The sequence below is a fragment of the Rhizobium sp. G187 genome (assembly GCF_051549525.1).
Lineage (GTDB): Bacteria > Pseudomonadota > Alphaproteobacteria > Rhizobiales > Rhizobiaceae > Allorhizobium.
Map to the genome: position 1 here is coordinate 351,324 of NZ_JBPUGM010000005.1, position 17,601 is coordinate 368,924.

Annotated in this window: 16 protein-coding genes and 1 pseudogene; 8 read left to right on the top strand and 9 right to left on the bottom strand. The window is 60.3% G+C overall.

Translation table 11 applies throughout. From position 1 onward, the window contains the following. Positions 1-34: 34 nt before the first annotated feature. A pseudogene (locus ACSV9I_RS16650) lies at positions 35-340 on the top strand (phage late control D family protein); the annotation flags it as partial. A gap of 97 nt (positions 341-437) precedes the next feature. Here ACSV9I_RS16650 and ACSV9I_RS16655 read toward each other — a convergent pair. From ACSV9I_RS16655 to ACSV9I_RS16675, 5 genes are all read right to left on the bottom strand, one after another. Beyond that, positions 438-1,676 carry an ABC transporter substrate-binding protein gene (locus tag ACSV9I_RS16655; RefSeq protein ID WP_438330024.1) on the bottom strand — a complete coding sequence of 413 codons (1,239 nt, stop codon included), beginning with the start codon at positions 1,674-1,676 and terminating at the stop codon, positions 438-440. Between the two features lie 46 nt (positions 1,677-1,722). Then, positions 1,723-2,769 carry an aldo/keto reductase gene (locus tag ACSV9I_RS16660; RefSeq protein ID WP_438329973.1) on the bottom strand — a complete coding sequence of 349 codons (1,047 nt, stop codon included), beginning with the start codon at positions 2,767-2,769 and terminating at the stop codon, positions 1,723-1,725. 1 nt (position 2,770) lies between these two features. Continuing rightward, a complete protein-coding gene (locus ACSV9I_RS16665; protein WP_438329974.1) occupies positions 2,771-3,121 on the bottom strand; it encodes a TIGR04076 family protein in 351 nt (116 codons plus the stop codon). Positions 3,122-3,133: 12 nt separating this feature from the next. After that, positions 3,134-3,847 (bottom strand): GntR family transcriptional regulator, encoded by a 714-nt coding sequence (locus tag ACSV9I_RS16670; protein ID WP_438329975.1) that lies wholly within the window; start codon positions 3,845-3,847, stop codon positions 3,134-3,136. Between the two features lie 77 nt (positions 3,848-3,924). Beyond that, a complete protein-coding gene (locus ACSV9I_RS16675; protein ID WP_438329976.1) occupies positions 3,925-4,059 on the bottom strand; it encodes a hypothetical protein in 135 nt (44 codons plus the stop codon). On the opposite strand from ACSV9I_RS16675, the gene ACSV9I_RS16680 reads away from it, so the two are divergent. Genes ACSV9I_RS16680 through ACSV9I_RS16700 form a run of 5 tightly spaced genes read left to right on the top strand, consistent with a single transcriptional unit; the run spans position 4,058 to position 8,843 of the window. Next, positions 4,058-4,756, top strand: a complete 699-nt coding sequence (locus tag ACSV9I_RS16680) for an ABC transporter ATP-binding protein (RefSeq protein WP_438329977.1) — start codon at positions 4,058-4,060, stop codon at positions 4,754-4,756. The genes ACSV9I_RS16675 and ACSV9I_RS16680 overlap by 2 nt on opposite strands. After that, the gene (locus ACSV9I_RS16685; RefSeq protein ID WP_438329978.1) at positions 4,753-5,499 is read left to right on the top strand and encodes an ABC transporter ATP-binding protein; all 747 of its coding nucleotides are present in this window, start codon (positions 4,753-4,755) and stop codon (positions 5,497-5,499) included. The genes ACSV9I_RS16680 and ACSV9I_RS16685 overlap by 4 nt, the downstream gene beginning before the upstream one ends. Further along, the gene (locus ACSV9I_RS16690; RefSeq protein WP_438329979.1) at positions 5,496-6,407 is read left to right on the top strand and encodes a branched-chain amino acid ABC transporter permease; all 912 of its coding nucleotides are present in this window, start codon (positions 5,496-5,498) and stop codon (positions 6,405-6,407) included. Before ACSV9I_RS16685 ends, ACSV9I_RS16690 begins: the two co-directional genes overlap by 4 nt. Further along, entirely contained in the window at positions 6,404-7,363 is a 960-nt protein-coding gene (locus ACSV9I_RS16695) for a branched-chain amino acid ABC transporter permease (RefSeq protein ID WP_438329980.1), read from the top strand. Before ACSV9I_RS16690 ends, ACSV9I_RS16695 begins: the two co-directional genes overlap by 4 nt. Before the next feature lie 10 nt (positions 7,364-7,373). Then, positions 7,374-8,843: an aldo/keto reductase gene (locus ACSV9I_RS16700; RefSeq protein ID WP_438329981.1), complete on the top strand. Its 1,470-nt coding sequence runs from the start codon at positions 7,374-7,376 to the stop codon at positions 8,841-8,843. Between the two features lie 125 nt (positions 8,844-8,968). On the opposite strand, the gene ACSV9I_RS16705 is transcribed toward ACSV9I_RS16700, so the two are convergent. The 3 genes from ACSV9I_RS16705 to ACSV9I_RS16715 all read right to left on the bottom strand — a co-directional run bounded on the left by ACSV9I_RS16705 (position 8,969) and on the right by ACSV9I_RS16715 (position 14,306). Further along, the gene (locus tag ACSV9I_RS16705) at positions 8,969-12,157 is read right to left on the bottom strand and encodes an efflux RND transporter permease subunit (protein WP_438329982.1); all 3,189 of its coding nucleotides are present in this window, start codon (positions 12,155-12,157) and stop codon (positions 8,969-8,971) included. A 115-nt stretch (positions 12,158-12,272) separates the two neighbouring features. Further along, a complete protein-coding gene (locus ACSV9I_RS16710; protein ID WP_438329983.1) occupies positions 12,273-13,451 on the bottom strand; it encodes an efflux RND transporter periplasmic adaptor subunit in 1,179 nt (392 codons plus the stop codon). A 60-nt stretch (positions 13,452-13,511) separates the two neighbouring features. Further along, a complete protein-coding gene (locus ACSV9I_RS16715) occupies positions 13,512-14,306 on the bottom strand; it encodes an alpha/beta hydrolase fold domain-containing protein (protein WP_438329984.1) in 795 nt (264 codons plus the stop codon). A gap of 149 nt (positions 14,307-14,455) precedes the next feature. On the opposite strand from ACSV9I_RS16715, the gene ACSV9I_RS16720 reads away from it, so the two are divergent. Then, positions 14,456-15,394 carry a LysR substrate-binding domain-containing protein gene (locus ACSV9I_RS16720; RefSeq protein ID WP_438329985.1) on the top strand — a complete coding sequence of 313 codons (939 nt, stop codon included), beginning with the start codon at positions 14,456-14,458 and terminating at the stop codon, positions 15,392-15,394. A gap of 159 nt (positions 15,395-15,553) precedes the next feature. Here ACSV9I_RS16720 and ACSV9I_RS16725 read toward each other — a convergent pair whose 3' ends face one another. Next, positions 15,554-15,886, bottom strand: a complete 333-nt coding sequence (locus tag ACSV9I_RS16725) for a hypothetical protein (RefSeq protein WP_438329986.1) — start codon at positions 15,884-15,886, stop codon at positions 15,554-15,556. 571 nt (positions 15,887-16,457) lie between these two features. Here ACSV9I_RS16725 and ACSV9I_RS16730 point away from each other — a divergent pair. Further along, a complete protein-coding gene (locus ACSV9I_RS16730) occupies positions 16,458-17,162 on the top strand; it encodes a ParA family protein (protein ID WP_438330025.1) in 705 nt (234 codons plus the stop codon). Positions 17,163-17,601 lie beyond the last annotated feature (439 nt).

Genomic DNA, 17,601 nt, shown 5'->3' on the forward strand with positions numbered 1-17,601 from the left:
TCACGTCCCTCACTGCCGAGCGACGGTGCGAGGGGCGGGCAAGGGCTCCGGGGCGGACTGGAACTTCGAGACGCCCTCCATGGTGCCGGGGACGGAGACGGAGACGCCCTCGCTCATCTAGATGCCGGATGCGATCAGGCGCGAGCTCTACGAATATCCCGCCCACATCGGCTCGGTGACGCAGGCCGAGCGGGCCGAGCGGCTGCGGGTCCAGGCATCCGAGGCCGATCACGACCGGGTGCATGGCGCATCCAGCGTGCGCGTGCTCGATGCCGGGCGGCGGTTTACCCCTTATGAGGTCGCCCATCCAGATCATCTCTATGACGAGCATGTCATCGTGGCCAAGACCCGACAGTCGCTACCTCACAGTCCTCCTGCATCACGACAATCGGGTGGCCTTGCGAAGCCACCCGGTCACGCAACCTCTCCTCAAGACACTACTTCGAGAGAGAGGCCTTGATCTCGGAGACCGCGTCCGATGCCATTTCGCCGACGGTCGTCACCTCTCCGTCAGTGATCTTCCAGAGGCGGAAGGAGCCGGTTATGTCGCCGTATTGGTCGAAGCTGACAGGGCCGATGACGCCTTCATACTTGATTGGCTTGCCGTCCTTGAGCAGAGCGAGTGCTTTTTCGAATTCCGCCTTGCCGGCGTAGATCGGCGTGCCGCCAGGCGCCGTCACTTCTGAAATCGCGGTCTTGATGGCGTCCTTGTCCGCCTTGCCAGCCTTGGCAATTGCAAGCGCTACGATGGCACCAGCATCGTAGGACCGATCGGCGGCAGGCGCGGAGGGCGCGATCCCACCGGAGAACTGTTCATAGTTAGCGTTGAAATATTCGGTCGAGGTCGTCGGTGTCGTGCCGGACGATGTGCCATAGGCCTCGTTCAGATATTGCGGGCCGACGCTGGCGATGAAATCCTTGGAGTTCATGCCATCATTGAACAGGAACTTCTGCACGCCACCGCCAGAGATCCAGGCGCGAGCGATCGTTGCACCGTCGACAGGTGTCGAGACGAGGTAAAGGGCATCCGGTTCGCCTTCCATCGCGACCGACGCCTCGGAGGAATAGCTGGCCTGCTTCTCGTTATAGGGTGTCGTCGAGGTGATCGTTCCGCCGAGCTTGGTGTAGGCAGCCGTGAACTCCTGCATCAGATTATTGCCGAAGTCGTTGTTGACGTGAATGATGGCGATCTTCTTCATGCCCTGATCGAGCGCATATTTGGCAGCCGCCGTGCCCTGCAGCGCATCAGACGTGATGGTGCGGAAGAACACGCCATTGGTCTTGCCTTCGCGGCCGAGCGCCGTCAGCGTCGGGGAGGAAGAAGCCGGAGACACCTGGACCACGCCGGCCGGCGCTGTGACGGAGGTCAGGATCGGGATCGAGACCGAGGAAATGATCCCGCCGATGATGACGGGCACCTTCTTGATGTTGACGAGCTGTGTGGCCTGGTCGACGGCGACATTGCCCTGGCTCTGGCTGTCACGGGTGTCCATGACCAGCTTGCAGCCACCGACGCCACCCGCTTCGTTGAAGTCACGGAAGGCCATTTCGACGGATTTCGCGCCGGCCTTGCCATATTCGCCGGCAGGGCCGGTCAGTTCCATGACCACGCCGACGGTGATGTCGCATTCTTGTGCTGCGGCAGGTGCTGCACCGACCGCAATGCCCGCAAGCATGGTTGAAGCCAGGACGAGGCTTTTCATCTGGTGTCCCTTGTTCATGTCATTCCCCTTTGTTGAGATTATATTTCATGATGCTGCCGTGACGCCCGGTGCGGTCCCGCTCAAGCGTGTAGACGTCGCCTTCCAGATCGCATGCACCTGCGAGGGCGGTCTCGATCTGCGCCAAGTCGGCGTCGGAGAGGACGACATTGGAGATGGCGAGGTTGGAGGCGAGGTGATCGCGATTGCGGGCGCCGACAATGACAGCCGTCACACCGGGCCGGCGCAGCATGGCGGCGCTGGCAATCGTTGCGATGTCGGTTGCATGGCGGTCGGCCACCTTGCGAAGTGTCGACAGCAATGCCTGGAACAGATCCCAGCCACCGAGGTCATCAATGATCAGCTTGTACTTGGTCAGCGAACGGTTCTCGAGCGGATGCTCCGGTTCGGGTTTGCCGAGCCAGCGGTCGGAAAGAAAGCCGCCGGCGACCGTGCCGTAGCAGAACAGCGCAAAGTCGTGGCGCGCCGCCAGGTCGACCATGCGCTTTTCCGGGCGCCGGTCGAGAAGCGAATATTGCAGTTGCAGCGAGGTCAGCGGGATCCCGCCTTCGAGGATCGCCGTAACATGGTCGCTGTCGAAATTCGTGGCGCTGATCTTGTCGATCCGCCCATCTTTCTGAAGCTCCTTCAGCCAGCCGAGCGTCTCAAGCCAGGCAGGCATTTCGTAGTCCCACCAGTGAAACTGGACGAGATTCAGGCGCTCCATGGCGAGGCGCTTGCGTGACGTGTCGATCACGCCTTCCACATAGGCCTTGGTGATCATCGGCAGGACGCCGAGATCGGGTACGAACTTCGTATGGACGCGAATGCGGTCGAGCGCGGCCTGGCCTCGGATGTCGCGGTAGCGCAGCCGGAAGCGTCCGATCAGATCTTCCACGCCGGTGTAGATGTCTGCGCAGTCGAAGGTGGTGATGCCCGCATCGGCGAAGGCCACCATGTCTTCAATGGCCATTTCTTCATCGATAGCACCATGGCCACCGGCCAGCTGCCATCCGCCGCGGATGACGCGGGAGATCTCATAACCGGGGGCGATGGAGATACGCTGCATCTTACTCTTTTCCTTCGAGGGGCACGGCTGTTGTTGCGGCATGGCTGAAACGGCGAAGTCCAGTTCGCCGGATTCTCAATCGGCTGGAGCAGTTGGGATCTGGACAGGCGATGTCCGCATCCGTCGTCATCCAGTCATGCGCATGAGTCGGACGCTGCTTGGCGGCGAGCAGGGGAAGGACGGAGGCGAGGGAGTAAATCGACAGTCCCTGTCCCGGCGGAAGATAGAGCATCTCGCCATGCAGCTCGAAATAGTCGCCGGGCTTTGCGCCGCAGTAGACGACACCCCCCTCCGGGATCACCACCTCGACACGCAGGTCAAAGAGCTCGAATGTGTCGTCAATGCCGCTCATCGATGCTCTCCCTCACGCCGCTACTTCGCCGGCGTCGAGACGCCCTCGGACCAAATCGAACGAGCGTCCGATGTCATTGGCAAGCGCATTGACCGCAGCCGGTTCATCGCGCGCCTCAAGCGCTGCGATCAGTGTCCAATGGTGGTTCGTCGCAGCCAATCCGCCCTGCTCATCGTGAATATGGGCGGCAGCGCGAACCACCGGACCAGACTGCAGCCAGAGGCTTTCCACCACCGGGATCAGCACCTGCGAACCGGCCGCACGGTAGATATGGAAATGGAAACGCTGGTTGATTTCGGAGGTCACCGGGCCAACATCCTGGCCATGCCGCTCAAAAGCTGCCTCGCAATCCCGGTTGGTCTGCTTCAGGCTTTCCAAGTCTTCTGTCGTCAGCCGGTGACAGGCGAGCGCTACCAGACGACCCTCGATCAGGATGCGGGCACGCTCCAGATCATCGAGGCGTTCTCGGGTAATCAGCGGCACGCGGACGGAGCGATTTGGCAGGGCTTCCAGTGCTTGTTCGGAGACGAGCCGGCCCAGCGCTTCTCGCACAGGCATGGTGCTCGTCTTCAGCCGATCTGCCATGTCAACGATCCGCAGCATGTCGCCTGCGGCAAAGCCGCCGTTGATCAATGTGCGGCGTAACTGGTCGTAGACGCGATCCTGCAACGTCTCACGCCCGACAGGCGTGAGGAAGTCATCCGTCTGGCCAATCGTATCCGTCATTCCCGCCTCCAAATTTCCCGGAAATATCGGTTGATTTTCGCGTCCGTGTAAAGTTTGATCAAACATCACCGATCAAATCAAGGCTCATTTTTGAAGATGACTGCGGCGCGTTCCCAACCATCAGCACCGTTGCCCAGCGCCTCAGCACCGCCTGCCGTCGAAGCACGGCAACTGACGAAGCATTTCGATGGGCTGACGGTGGTTTCAGACATGTCGCTCCAACTCGCGCCAGGGGAAATTCTGGGCCTGATCGGCCCGAATGGGGCCGGCAAAACCACCATGTTCAATTTGCTCGCGGGCAGCCTCAAGCCGAGCTCCGGCGAGATCTGGGTCGAAGGGCGGGAAGTGTCAGGCGAAGCCCCGGAGCAGCGTATCTGCCATGGGGTCGCCCGGACCTTCCAGATCCCGCGCCCCTTTCTCGAAATGAGCGTGCTCGAAAACCTGCTGGTCGGCGCTCAAAAGCAGACGGGCGAACGCTTGTTTGCCAATTTCCTCACGCCGGGCCGCGTGCGGCGCGAAGAGAAGGCGGCGCTTGAAAAGGCGCGTAGTCTCCTCGAATTTGTCACACTTTCAAGGCTTGCCCACGAGCCCGCCCGCGTGCTCTCCGGCGGACAACGCAAGCTTCTCGAACTGGCCCGTGTCCTGATGGCGGACCCGCAGGTGATACTGCTCGATGAACCGGCGGCCGGCGTGAACCCCGCTTTGCTCGAAGTCATCACGGAACGGGTGGTCGCACTCAACGCACAGGGCAAGTCCATACTTCTGATCGAACACAACATGGACATGATATCGCGGCTATGCTCGCGGGTGGTGGCCATGGCACTCGGCAAACTGCTCGCGGAAGGATCGCCCGCTGACGTTTCCGCCGACCCCGCAGTTGTTGACGCCTATCTTGGCGGTGGCGCATGACCGATATCGTGCTTGCAACCTCCGCGCTGGTCGCGGGTTATGAACCGGACCTCCCCATCGTTCGCGGCGTGGATTTTGCCGTTGCAAAGGGCGAGCTGGTCATCCTCTTGGGTCCGAACGGCGCTGGCAAATCCACTTTCGTCAAGGCGATTGCCGGCATGGTGCCTGTGCATTCGGGACGGATCCATCTGGCAGGCCGGGACATCACGGATGTCGCTCCGCACCGCAAACTGGCCGAAGGTCTGGCTTTCGTGCCGCAGACGGACAATGTCTTTGCCAGCATGAGCATTCTGGAAAACCTCCAGATCGCCGTGGCTCTTCTTCCGAAATCCGAGCGTAATCTCGCCATCGAGACGATGTTGACCCGCTTTCCCGACCTCGCCGTCAAGCCAAAGCGATTGGCCGGCGCGCTGTCTGGTGGTCAGCGGCAGATGCTGGCGGTGGCGCGCGCGCTGGCGCTTGATCCGCCAGTACTCATCCTTGACGAGCCGTCTGCCGGCCTCTCACCCAAGATCGTCGGTGAAGTCTTTTCCATGCTCAGGCGCATCAATAGCGAGGGCGTGACGATCGTCCTGGTCGAGCAGAACGTGAAGGCGGCCATGGCGATTGCCGATCGCGCCGTCATTCTGGCCGAAGGGCAGATCCGCCACGAAGGGACACCTGCCGATCTCGCCGATGATCCCCTCATCGGCAAAATCTATCTCGGCACGACCGGGCGCGCAGCCAGTGAGGTGGCGCCATGAACCCGCAATTCCTGATGGACGGCCTTATTGCCGGGGCGATCATTGGCCTCGGCGCGGTTGGCGTGACACTCACCTATTCGATCCTGCGCTTTTCCAATTTTGCGCATGGGGAGCTTCTATCCTGGGGTGCTTATCTCGCGCTCGGTATCAGCAGTGCGCTTGGCGCCATGGCGGCAGGGCTCACCACGCCGATTGGGCCGTTCTCCTTCGGTTGGTCGCTGCCGATCGCAGCCGTGCTTGCCGTCGCCTTGACGGGGTTGCTTGCACTTGCTGTGGACGCCGCACTGTTTTCGAGCTTCCGGCGGCGCGGCAGCGCCATTATCATCATGGTCATGGCAAGCTTTGGTGCGTCGCTTGCCCTGCGCAGCCTGCTCGAGTTCCTTTTCACGTCGAAACCCGCCTATTTCAGCCAGGCGCTGCAGATTGCCATGAAACTCGGAGGTGGCCTCAGAGCAACACCTGACCAGCTGGCCATGCTGGCAGTCGCAGTTATCTCGGTGATTACCGTCCATATCGTCATGACGCGGACCGATATCGGCCGGGCCATGCGCGCTGTCAGCGAAAATCCCGGCCTTGCTGGCATCGCCGGGATCGATGTCCGCCGCGTTATTCGCACCGCGTGGTTCCTTGGGGCCGCGCTCGCCTGCATCGCCGGCATCATGAGCGGCCTGATCATCCAGATCCGCCCCTATCTGGGCCATGACCTCCTGCTGCCGCTGTTTGCGGCCGCCATTCTCGGCGGTATCGGATCGGTTCCGGGCGCCATGATCGCGGGCCTGTTCATCGGCCTGTCCGAAGCCTTCACGGTCCAGCTCATCGGGGCCGAATGGCGGGCGGCGGTGTCCTTTGCCATCCTGATTGCGGTTCTTCTCGTCCGCCCCCGCGGCCTGTTTGGAAAAGCGACATGAGCATCGATCTTATCGCCTATGGCGCCTTCTTCCTCACCATGGCCTTCACCTATGCAATCATCTGCCTGGGGCTGAATGTTCAGTGGGGCATGACGGGACTGTTCAATGTCGGCATAGCCGCTTTTGTCGCGGTCGGCGCCTATACCTCGGCAATCCTGACGACGCCGGACACGGCAGAGCGCTTTGGCGGCTTCGGAATGCCGATTGCCGTTGGGTGGCTGGGAGCGGCGATCGTCTCAGGTGCGCTTTCCTGGGCTGTCGGCGCGCTGACGATTCGACTGAGATCCGACTACCTCGCCATCGCAACCTTCGGCGTCGCCGTCACTGTCCAGCTCTGCATGCTCAACCTGCAAAGTGTCACCGGCGGAGCCTTCGGGATCGGCTTCATTCCACGCCCCTTCGCTGACTTGCAAGGCAATGCGCTGCTCTTCAGTCTCGCCAATTGCGGCCTGATGGCCCTCGTTGTCTTGGCCCTCTATCTCGGGCTGCAGCATTTGTCGCGCAGCCCCTGGGGACGCGTCTTGCGGGCGATCCGCGAAGATGAGGTGGCCGCGCAGGCACTCGGCAAGCGGCCTGTCCGCTTTCGCTTGCAGGCCTTTACCGTCGGCGGGGCCATCATGGGCCTTGCAGGGGCCGCTCAGGCCCACTTCATTGGCTTCATTGCGCCCGACAACTACTTGCCCATCCTCACCTTCCAGGTCTGGGCGATGTTGATCGTCGGCGGCTCCGGCAACAATCGCGGTGCGATTGCCGGTGCCATTCTCGTCTGGGGGCTCTGGGCTCTGACGGCGGCTGCCGTATCCGCCTTCGTGCCACCTGAGGAGCAGGCACGGGCCGCCGCCTTGCAGATCGTCGCCATCGGCGTCGGGCTCTGCCTCATGCTCCTGCTGCGTCCGCGCGGCCTGTTCGGCGAGGTGAGCCCGCTTGCCCGCCTGAACCGCCACAAACAACCCTGACTGTCGAGGAATGATCTCCGTGTCCCAGCATCCCGAACGCATCACGCTAACACCGGATCTATCGATCAGCCGTCTCGTCTGCGGTCTTTGGCAGGTTGCTGATATCGAAAAGAACGGTGCCACGGTCGATCCGGAGCAGGGAGCTGATGCCCTTCAGGCCTATGCGGAAGCCGGGTTCGACAGTTTCGACATGGCCGATCACTATGGATCGGCGGAGATCATCACCGGGCATCTCTTGAAGCGTTGCTCAGGGGAGGGAAGGCGACCGGTGGCCTTCACCAAATGGTGCCCGGAGCCAGGTCCGATGACCCGCGATGTGGTGCGCCGAGGGGTGGAGGACAGGCTTGCCCGCCTGGGTGTCGACAAGGTCGACCTATTGCAGTTCCATTGGTGGACATTTGAACATCCCGCCTGGCTCGATGCGCTTCATGAAATGCAGGCGATGAAGGAGGAAGGCCTGATCGGCGCCCTCGGCCTCACCAATTTCGACGCTGCCCATTTGAACCTCGCACTGTCAGACGGGATCGAGATCGCCAGCAACCAGGTTTCCTTCTCCCTGATCGACAGGCGCGCCGCCGGCGATTTGTCTTCCCTTTGCCTCAAGCGCGACGTGAAGCTGCTGGCCTATGGCACGCTTTGCGGCGGCTTCCTGTCGGAGAAGTGGCTCGGTCAGTCAGAGCCCGTTTCAATCGAAGACTGGAGCCGCTCGAAATACAAACGCTTCATCGATACGGCCGGTGGATGGAGCGTTTATCAGGGTATTCTCCGGGCGGCATCGACGATTGCCCGCAAGCACAATGTCTCGATCTCGAACGTTGCCAGCCGATGGGTTCTCGACCATCCGGCAGTGGCCGCCACGATCATCGGGGCGCGGCTGGGGGAGAACGAACATCGCAACGACAATCTCAAGGTGTTCACCTTTGAGTTGGATGCAGATGATCAGTCTCTGCTCACTAGCGCCTTTGCCGAAGCCACCCCAATTCCGGGCGACTGCGGCGATGAATATCGAAAGCCTCCTTTTCTGACGGCATCCGGCGACCTCAGTCACCACCTCGATGCGATCCCGTCCGTCTATAATGCCGTCGCCGTGCCCGGCCGGGAAGATCGCATGCGTGTTTCTTCCGGCAGTATATGGGAGCCGCTCGCCGGTTACAGCCGGGCGGTGCGCATCGGTGACAGGATCCTGGTTTCAGGGACGACGGCGACCCATGGCACGGATCGCTGCGTCGCTCCCGGTGATGCGGGCGCTCAGGCAACCTATATTCTCGACAAGATCGCGGCTTCCATCTCCGCCCTCGGTGGCAAGAGGGAGGATGTCGTCCGCACACGCATCTATCTCAAGGACGCCTCAAAGTGGGAGCCTGTCTCTCGTGCCCATGGTCGCTTCTTCTCTGAAGTTCTTCCGGCGAACACGTTGATTGAAGCCGGTGCCCTGGTCGGCGACTACGAAGTCGAGATCGAAGCAGAAGCAATGCTTTGAGTTGCCATCAGTCATCCGCTGCTCACTCGACAGCGGATGACACTTGCCAAAGCCAGACGGCTGAGGGCAACGACGCCGACAGGATCCGTGGCCTTCCGACATGTCGTTTCCTCAACCTTGGTGCATCAGGCGATCATGTGGTCGCCTTCCTGTTGGCCTGCCGCCGCGCCCTGCTTTCGCAAGGGTCTGTTGCCGGTGAGAAGCCGTGCAAGCAGGTAGAATACCGGTGTCATGAAAATCCCGAAGAAGGTGACCCCGATCATGCCGGAGAAAACCGCCACACCCATGGCGGCACGCATTTCCGAACCGGCACCCGTCGAGATGACCAGCGGAATGACGCCCATGATGAAGGCCATCGAGGTCATCAGGATTGGCCGCAGTCTGAGACGGCTTGATTCCACTGCCGCCTGGAATGGGGTCCGGCCTTCGAACTCCAACTCTCGGGCGAACTCCACGATCAGGATCGCGTTCTTCGCCGACAGGCCGACAAGGACCACAAGGCCGATCTGGGTGAAGATGTTGTTGTCACCACCCGTATACCAGACGCCAGTCAAAGCTGCGAGCACGCCCATCGGCACGATCATGATGATCGACAGGGGGAGCGTCAGGCTTTCATATTGCGCGGAAAGCACGAGATAGACGAGCAGCAGCGCCAGCGGGAAGACGACGATGCTTGAGTTGCCAGCAAGGATCTGCTGGTAGGTGAGGTCGGTCCATTCGAAATCGATACCGGCCGGCATGGTTTCCTTGAGAATCTTCTCCATGGCAGCTTCAGCCTGACCGGAGGAAAAGCCGGGTGCCGGGCCACCATTGATATCGGCTGCCAGGAAGCCGTTGTAGCGGGTGGTTCGCTCCGGCCCGGTGGAAGCGTCCACCTTCAGCAGCGCCGAAAGAGGGATCATCTCGCCGGACTGCGATCGCACCTTCAGCTGCCCGATATCCTCAGGTTTGGCGCGATACTGTGCGTCTGCCTGTACGCGGACGCTGAATGTCCGGCCAAACGCATTGAAGTCGTTGACGTAGAGCGAACCGAGATAGATTTGCAGAGTCTGGAAGACATCGGTGACGGAGACGCCGAGCTGTTGTGCCTTTACACGATCGAGATCGGCGAAAAGCTGGGGCACGTTGACCTGGAAGCTCGAGAAGATGCCGGCCAGTTCCGGTGTCTGATAGGCCTTGGCAAGAACGGCTTTGGTGGTCTCGTCGAGCGTCTGATAGCCAAAGCCCGCCCGGTCCTCGATCTGCAGCTTGAAGCCGCCCGTGGAACCAAGGCCATTGACCGGCGGCGGCGGGAACATGGCAATGAAGGCACCGTCAATCGCGGCGAATTTCTGGTTCAAGGCCATGGCGATAGCTCCGCCGGAAAGGGCGGGATCCTGACGCTCGCTGAAATCGTCGAGCACGGCAAAGACGATGCCGGCATTGGAGCCGATGGTGAAGCCGTTGATCGACAGGCCAGGGAAGGCGAGGGCATTCTTGACGCCGGGCTCTTCCAGTGCAATCGCGCTCATGCGTCGAATGACCTCTTCCGTTCGGTCCAGCGTGGCTCCGTCGGGCAATTGGGCAAAGCCGATGAGATACTGCTTGTCCTGTGCGGGTACGAAACCGCCCGGCACTGCGCTGAACATGCCATAGGTCGCGGCGACCAGTGCCATGTAGAGAACCATGACCATGCTCTTGCGGCCCAAAAGTCCGCTGACCGTACGTCCGTACCCGTTTGATGCCGCGCCGAAGGCCCGGTTGAAGCCACGGAAGAACCAGCCAAGTACCCTGTCCATCACGCGGGTAGCGAGATCCTTGGGCGCGTGATGGTCCTTCAGGAGAAGGGCAGCCAGAGCTGGCGACAAGGTCAGCGAATTGATCGCCGAGATCACCGTCGAAATGGCAATGGTGAGCGCGAACTGACGATAGAACTGACCGGAGAGGCCGGTGATGAAGGCAAGCGGCACGAAAACTGCGACAAGCACCAGCGCGATCGCGATGATCGGGCCGGACACTTCCCGCATGGCGCGGTAGGTAGCCTCCCTCGGTGAAAGCCCGTTCTCGATGTTGCGCTCGACATTCTCGACCACGACAATCGCGTCATCGACGACGATACCGATTGCAAGCACCAGGCCGAACAGTGTGAGGGCGTTGATGGAGAAGCCAAAGGCATACATGACTGCGAACGTGCCGATGATCGAGACGGGAACGGCAATCAGCGGAATAATGGACGCGCGCCAGGTCTGCAGGAACAGGATGACCACGAGGACGACCAGAGCGACGGCTTCAAGCAGTGTGTCGACCACTTTGTCGATCGAGGAGCGGACGAATTCCGTCGTATCGTAGACGATCTCGTAGCGTACGCCATCCGGCATGGCCAACTGGAGGTCGCTCATCGTCTGCTGGACTGCATCCGAAATGGCAATGGCGTTGGAACCCGGTGCCTGGAAGATGGGGATGGCGACGGCCGGTTGACCATCGAGCAACGAGCGCAGCGAGTAATCGGCGGCACCGAGCTCGATCCGCGCGAGATCTTGCAGTCGCGTGATTTCACCGCTTTCGCCGGTCTTCACGACGATTGCACCGAATTCCTCCGGCGTCTGGAGCCTGCCGCGAGCATTCACGTTGAGTTGCAGATCCACGCCAGCCAGCGACGGAGACGCACCAATCGTACCGGCTGCAGCCTGAACATTCTGCTGGGCAATGGCATTGGTGATATCGCTGGCGGCCAGACCATGCTCCGCCACCTTTTGCGGATCGAGCCAGATCCGCATGGAATAGTCACCAGCACCGAAGACCTGCACCTGGCCGACGCCATCGATGCGGGCGAGGCGGTCCTTGATGTTCAGCGTGGCGTAGTTGCGCAGATAGGTCAGATCGTAGCGGTCGCCGGTCGAAACGAGGTGAACCACCATCATCAAGTCCGGTGAACTCTTCACGGTGGTCACGCCCAGTGCCCGCACTTCTGCGGGCAGTCGTGGTTCGGCCTGTGAAACGCGGTTCTGCACCAGCTGCTGCGCCTTGTCCGGATCGGTGCCCAGGCGGAACGTGACGGTCAGGGTCAGGACGCCATCGGAGGTCGCCTGGCTCGACATGTAAAGCATGTCTTCAACGCCATTGATTTGTTCCTCAAGCGGTGTCGCGACGGTCTCTGCGATGACGGTTGGGTTAGCGCCAGGGTAGACAGCGCGCACAACGACCGAAGGCGGTACGACTTCCGGATATTCCGAAATCGGCAATGCGCGCAGGCCAATCAGACCAGCAACGACAATCAGGATCGATAGCACACCGGCAAAGACGGGTCTGTCGACAAAGAAACGGGAAAAATTCATGGCGAAAGCCCTTACGGAGGACAAGGAAAGAGTGGTCCCCGCGATTGTGGCGCGGGGAATGGCACGTCTCTTGGAAAGGATTGTTCGAACGGCTCTGGGTGCTGCCCGGTAAATGTCAGTTCTTCAGCGCCGTCTGATCCTGCGGCGCGACGACGGCGCCAGGGCGGATCCGCTGGAGGCCGCTGATCACGATGCGGTCACCCGCATTCAAACCCTTCTCGACAATCCGCTCACCGTCGACCAGTGCACCAAGCTCAACCTGGCGATAAGCGACGGTATTGCCGGCATCAACGACGAACACGAACTTCTTGTCCTGGTCCGTACCAACGGCACGCTCACTGATCATCAGTCTATCGCGTGCCTCCGTCTGGCCCATGCGGATGCGGACGAACTGTCCTGGGATGAGGCGACCGTCAGGATTGTCGAAGACGGCGCGAACGCGGATCGTTCCGGTCGACGCGTCGATCTCGTTGTTGATCAGTTGCAGCCGGCCCTTAATCGGTGTCTGCCCTTCCCCGGTCGTCGCTTCGACGGGAATATTGTCCAGACCCGTCAGGCTATCTGTCGGGGGCAGGGAGGCCAGGATTTGCTGCAGATAGTCTTCTTCGATGGTGAACCCGGCATAGATCGGGTTAACTGACACCAGCGTGGTAAGCGCTTGAGAAGAGGGACCGGCAGCAACCAGATTGCCGACCGTCACCTCCAACTGGCCGACCCGACCGGCGATGGGGGCCCGGATTTCGGTATAGGCGAGATCAAGCTCTGCCAATCGCAGTGCCGCTTTCGCTGACTGGAGGGCCGCGATGGCGGATGCATGGGTGCTCTGACGCTGCGCGAGATCGCTTTGCGAAATCGTGTTGCGAGAAAGGAGCGCTGTTCCGCGATCTAACTCTGTCTTGGCGAGGTCAAGCCTCGCCTCGGCCGATGTCACGTCGCCGCGGGCGCGGTCCACGATAGCTCGGTAGGATTCAGGATCGATTGTCACCAGCAGGTCGCCCTGGTTGACCAGGCCACCTTCACGGAAATGTACGGACTGGATGGCGCCGGCCACTCTCGCGCGAATTTGCACCCGATCAACGGCTTCCAGTCTTCCCGAAAAGTCGCGCCAGACATTGACTGTACGCGGCTGGACTGTGCTCACCGTAACCGGGATGGCCGGCGCGGCGGCTGCGACTTCGGGAGCCGCAGCAAGGGCTTCCCGAGACTGGTCAAAATAAAGCGTGCCGCCGGCAATTGCCAATGCGGTGGCGATCGCGGTTCCCCACAGGGCCGCGCTCCTGATCCTTGCGGTCATGACAGTCTCCTTCGGTTCAAACGAACCGCTATGTGGTGGGAGGCGGGCCGTAGCCCGCCGTCAGGTAGGCAGTCCCTCGAGGAACTGCGAAAATTCTGTCGAGAAGCGCGAGTGCCACCCGCCATTCTTCCCGTCATAGAGGCCGGTCCATCCGCAATCGTCGGAAAGGATCCGGGTGGTCACGGACACGCCCGCCGACTGCAGACGTGCCGCATAGTCTAGTGTCTCATCGCGCAGCGGATCGTCATCCGAAGTCACGATCAGGGCCGGAGCGACATCTGCCAGCCGCGAACAGAGGCAGGGTGCCGCATAGGGGTGCTGGTAACCACAGGCTGACGCCAGATAGTGGCTCCAGCCGTTCGACCAGGGTATTCGCATGCCGATTTCGTCCGCACGGTGAAAGGACGCCGTCGCCATGCGTGGATCGATCATGGGTGACAGCAGAACCTGCCCTGCAAGTTCACCAGGCATTGCATCGCGTGCTTTGAGCGCCAAGCTTGCCGCAATGTTGCCGCCAGCCTCATCTCCAGCCAAAAGGACCCGCGACCGGTTGTTCGCAAAGCGCTTCCGCTTGGCCAATAGATGTCTCAACGCTTCGAATCCGCATTCAAGGGCCCCTGGAAAGGTGTTCCCCGAAGGCGTTCCATAATCGGCTTCCACGACCATGGCACCTGCCTCCGCCATGGCGAGCGCCGCAGGCGCATCGCACTCCGGTTTCGGTCGGGCACCGAAGGAATTGCCGCGGAGATAAAGAACCAGCGGTCGCGCCCGCATTGTCCCCATCCCGTCATAAAGCCGGAAGGCCAGAGGAAAGCTCAGTTCCACTTCGGCCGACTTCTGCCATTGCCTCGTCATGGGCCAGCTCTTCAATCGCAGACGGAAGCCGTCTTCCTTCTGTTGTGTATTTATATTATTATCCTGAATGTTCGCACAAGATCCAAATTTCTGGCAACTCTATTCCGCAAAACGGGATAATAACTCGATTTCTGAACAAGGTAGACGACATGGACCAGCTTTCGGCAATGCGCGTTTTCACGCGGGTCGTAGAAACCGGCAATTTTTCCAAGGCTGCGACTTCTCTGAAGATGCCCAAAACCACGGTCACCACATCGGTTCAGGCGCTTGAAGCGCATCTGGGGACGAAGCTACTCAACCGCACGACCCGTCAGGTCGTGGTCACGACCGATGGCGCCTTGTATTACGAGCGCGCCTCGCGCCTTTTGTCTGAACTCGATGAACTGGATGGGAGCCTGTCGAGTTCACAGGCACAGCCATCCGGCAAAGTGCGGGTCGCGCTGTCGGGAGCATTTGCCGACCGCATCATCATGCCGGCCATGTGTGATTTCCATACGCGGTATCCCCAAATCCAGCTGGAATTCGACATCGGTGACAGGATCGTCGACTACATTGCAGAGAACATCGATTGTGCCTTGCGGGCGGGCACGCCGAGCGACCAGTCTCTCGTCGCCCGCAAGGTGGCAGACCTTGAGCTGCGCACCTATGCCTCCCCCCGTTATCTGCAAAAAATGGGCGTTCCCACGCATCCTCGCGACCTTGAGACGGGCCATTTCGGTGTCGGTTACATGAAGGCCTATGAAGGACGAGTGTTTCCGCTGGAGTTTCGTCGCGACGACGAGGAAGTCCAGGTGCAGCTGGACTATGTCACTTCAGTCAACGAATTCAGAAGCTATGTTGCAGCGGCGGTTGCCGGCATTGGTATCGCCCAGGCTATTGCTTTCACGGTTCGGGATGCGGTGGATCGGGGGGAGCTGGTCGAGATCTTGCCGGACTGGCCGCGTGACCCGATCCCACTCTACATCGTCTATCCGCAAACACGTCACCTCAGCAACAAGGTGCGGGTCTTCGTCGATTGGCTGGCAAAGCTGCTGCAGGACGCCCAGAACTGCGAAAAGCAACTATCCGCAACATCCTGCGTGTCATGAAAACGGCTCTAAAGCAAAGTCCAGCAAAGGTAAGAAGCGGTTTTGCGTCCGCAACTGCCAGATGAAAAACCTAAAGCCGATCGGCGAGCCCGTACAAGGACTATGGGTCCAGTTGAGGTGCTGTATATTCGCCCAGCGTGTTAAGCGCTGCCGCTGAGCCTAGCTTGCTTTTGATTGCAATTCCAATTGCCAGGCGATGGTGATGATCTGGGCGTAATTCTTACGTACAGCCTGCATGGCCCGATGAACATCAAGCTCAGAATAGCAGTTTCCGGCCAGTAACGCGTCGGCCTCCGCGATGGGGGCCTGACCTGCTTGCAACTGCTCCCACACCATGGCTCCGGTCGCTGACGCGCCAAGCGTAAAGACAGCCACAGCGCAAACGCCAGCCAGCGATACCATACGGCGCGCATGATCGTTCTGGTCGAGCGCGGGGCAATCCAGCGTTCTTCGGACAACTTGCCCTGCCGCGGAGTAAACGTATCGCTTCACCTAGCCCTCCACGACTGTGCGCAACGAATCTGGATACTGGTAGAATAGCGATTCGCAGAAGGGGCGTGCGTCTTTTTTTGGGAGGCCTGTTTAGCAGATCTGCGACTGAGTGTTTAACCGTCTCTGTCGCATGCGTTGCTCGACCCAACTGGTGATAACCCGATAGCCTGGATCTTCCAGGGCGCCCGGCAATCGCTCGGTCCGATCTCATTCGCATTGCCCATTGTGCTGGACATTGGAGGACTATGTCGTCAACCACGCACTGGGGAGTAGTGATGCAATGCGGCCAAGCCTCACGATCCCAGACGCTGATATGCGTGATCCATGTCCTCTGGTGTTGTTCCGGAGACTGTCTGCTCGTTTCTGCGTGAGGCTCTATTGCGCTATTGGCCCGCTACTCACAGGGCCTGTCAGCATCTGGCGGGAAGAACTCGCTCTCACGCAGTTGCCTGATCTGAACGCATCTTTACCTCGGATTAACCATGGCGGGCAACACTGTTCCGAGCACATCATCAACGTGCAGCGCAGCGCCATGTTATGCAAGGCGCTCCCAAACGGTCAGGTGACGCCGATGCCTGTGATTACCTTTGCCAATACCAAGGGCGGTGCGGGAAAGACGACCGCCGTTTTGCTGCTTGCCACGGAGCTGGCTGAGCAGGGCTATCGGGTGACCATTCTCGATGCCGATCCGCAGCAGTGGATCGCGCGGTGGCATGGCCTTTCGTCGGTCGATGAGAGGCTCAACGTCATTCCTTACGTAACTGCAGACACTGTCAATCGGCAGATTAGCCAGAATAAGAGCAGGGCGGACTATTTCATTCTGGATCTACCCGGATCGCAAAGTCCGCTACTGCCCAAGGCAATCGGCCTTTCGGACCATGTCCTCATCCCGATCCAAGGCTGCGCCATGGATGCCCTGGGCGGGGCGAATGTGCTCGAGCTTCTCCGGTATCTTGAGGAGAAGGCTAATTTGCAAGTGCCGCATTCCGTTGTGCTGACACGGGTGAATTCCATGGTGACGACGCGGGCGCTTCTGGCTGTGAAAATGCTGCTTGCCCAGCGCAATGTTGATGTCCTGAACACGCCCATCATCGAGCGTTCTGCCTTTCGCGACATTTTTGACATCGGCGGGACACTTTATACTTTGGATGAAGGCCGTGTGAGCAACCTGGACAAGGCACGACAGAACGCGCGCTGTTTCGCGTTGGAGATGCTCCGGCGCGTGCCGCTTCATGATCGAAGCAAAGCTGTGCCCCGTTCGCGTTTGATCGCTTGAGCTAAAGGCGCGCCCTCTGCACCGGCGCACTCTTGTCTAGACTGGGTGGCGAAGCCGCCTGCTTTACCCGGTTCGATACGCAGGGATTGGCCGTGCAGCAGCCGTTCCATGTTCTTGGCGTACAGACGCCTCTCAGCCGAAACGATCGGCGCACCACCGAGGCGGCCCGGCAGTCTCTGCCTCAGCCTTTTACTCCTTCCGAATCGCAATGAACAGAGCGGCCGGACACAGAGCAGGAGGCTTCAGGTTCTCTCCTCCGCGATTCTTTTTTGCGTGAACGGACCGGCCCGCACATCAGTCCCGGTATCATAAGTTGTATCATTTCGAAACGGGGCGGTTCGTTTTGAGATGGACGAGACGAGTTTCGTTTCGCGGCGGACCTCTTCTTCCGTCTGCAAGACCGACGCATGGAGATCAGGGCACCGGCAATCTATAAGTG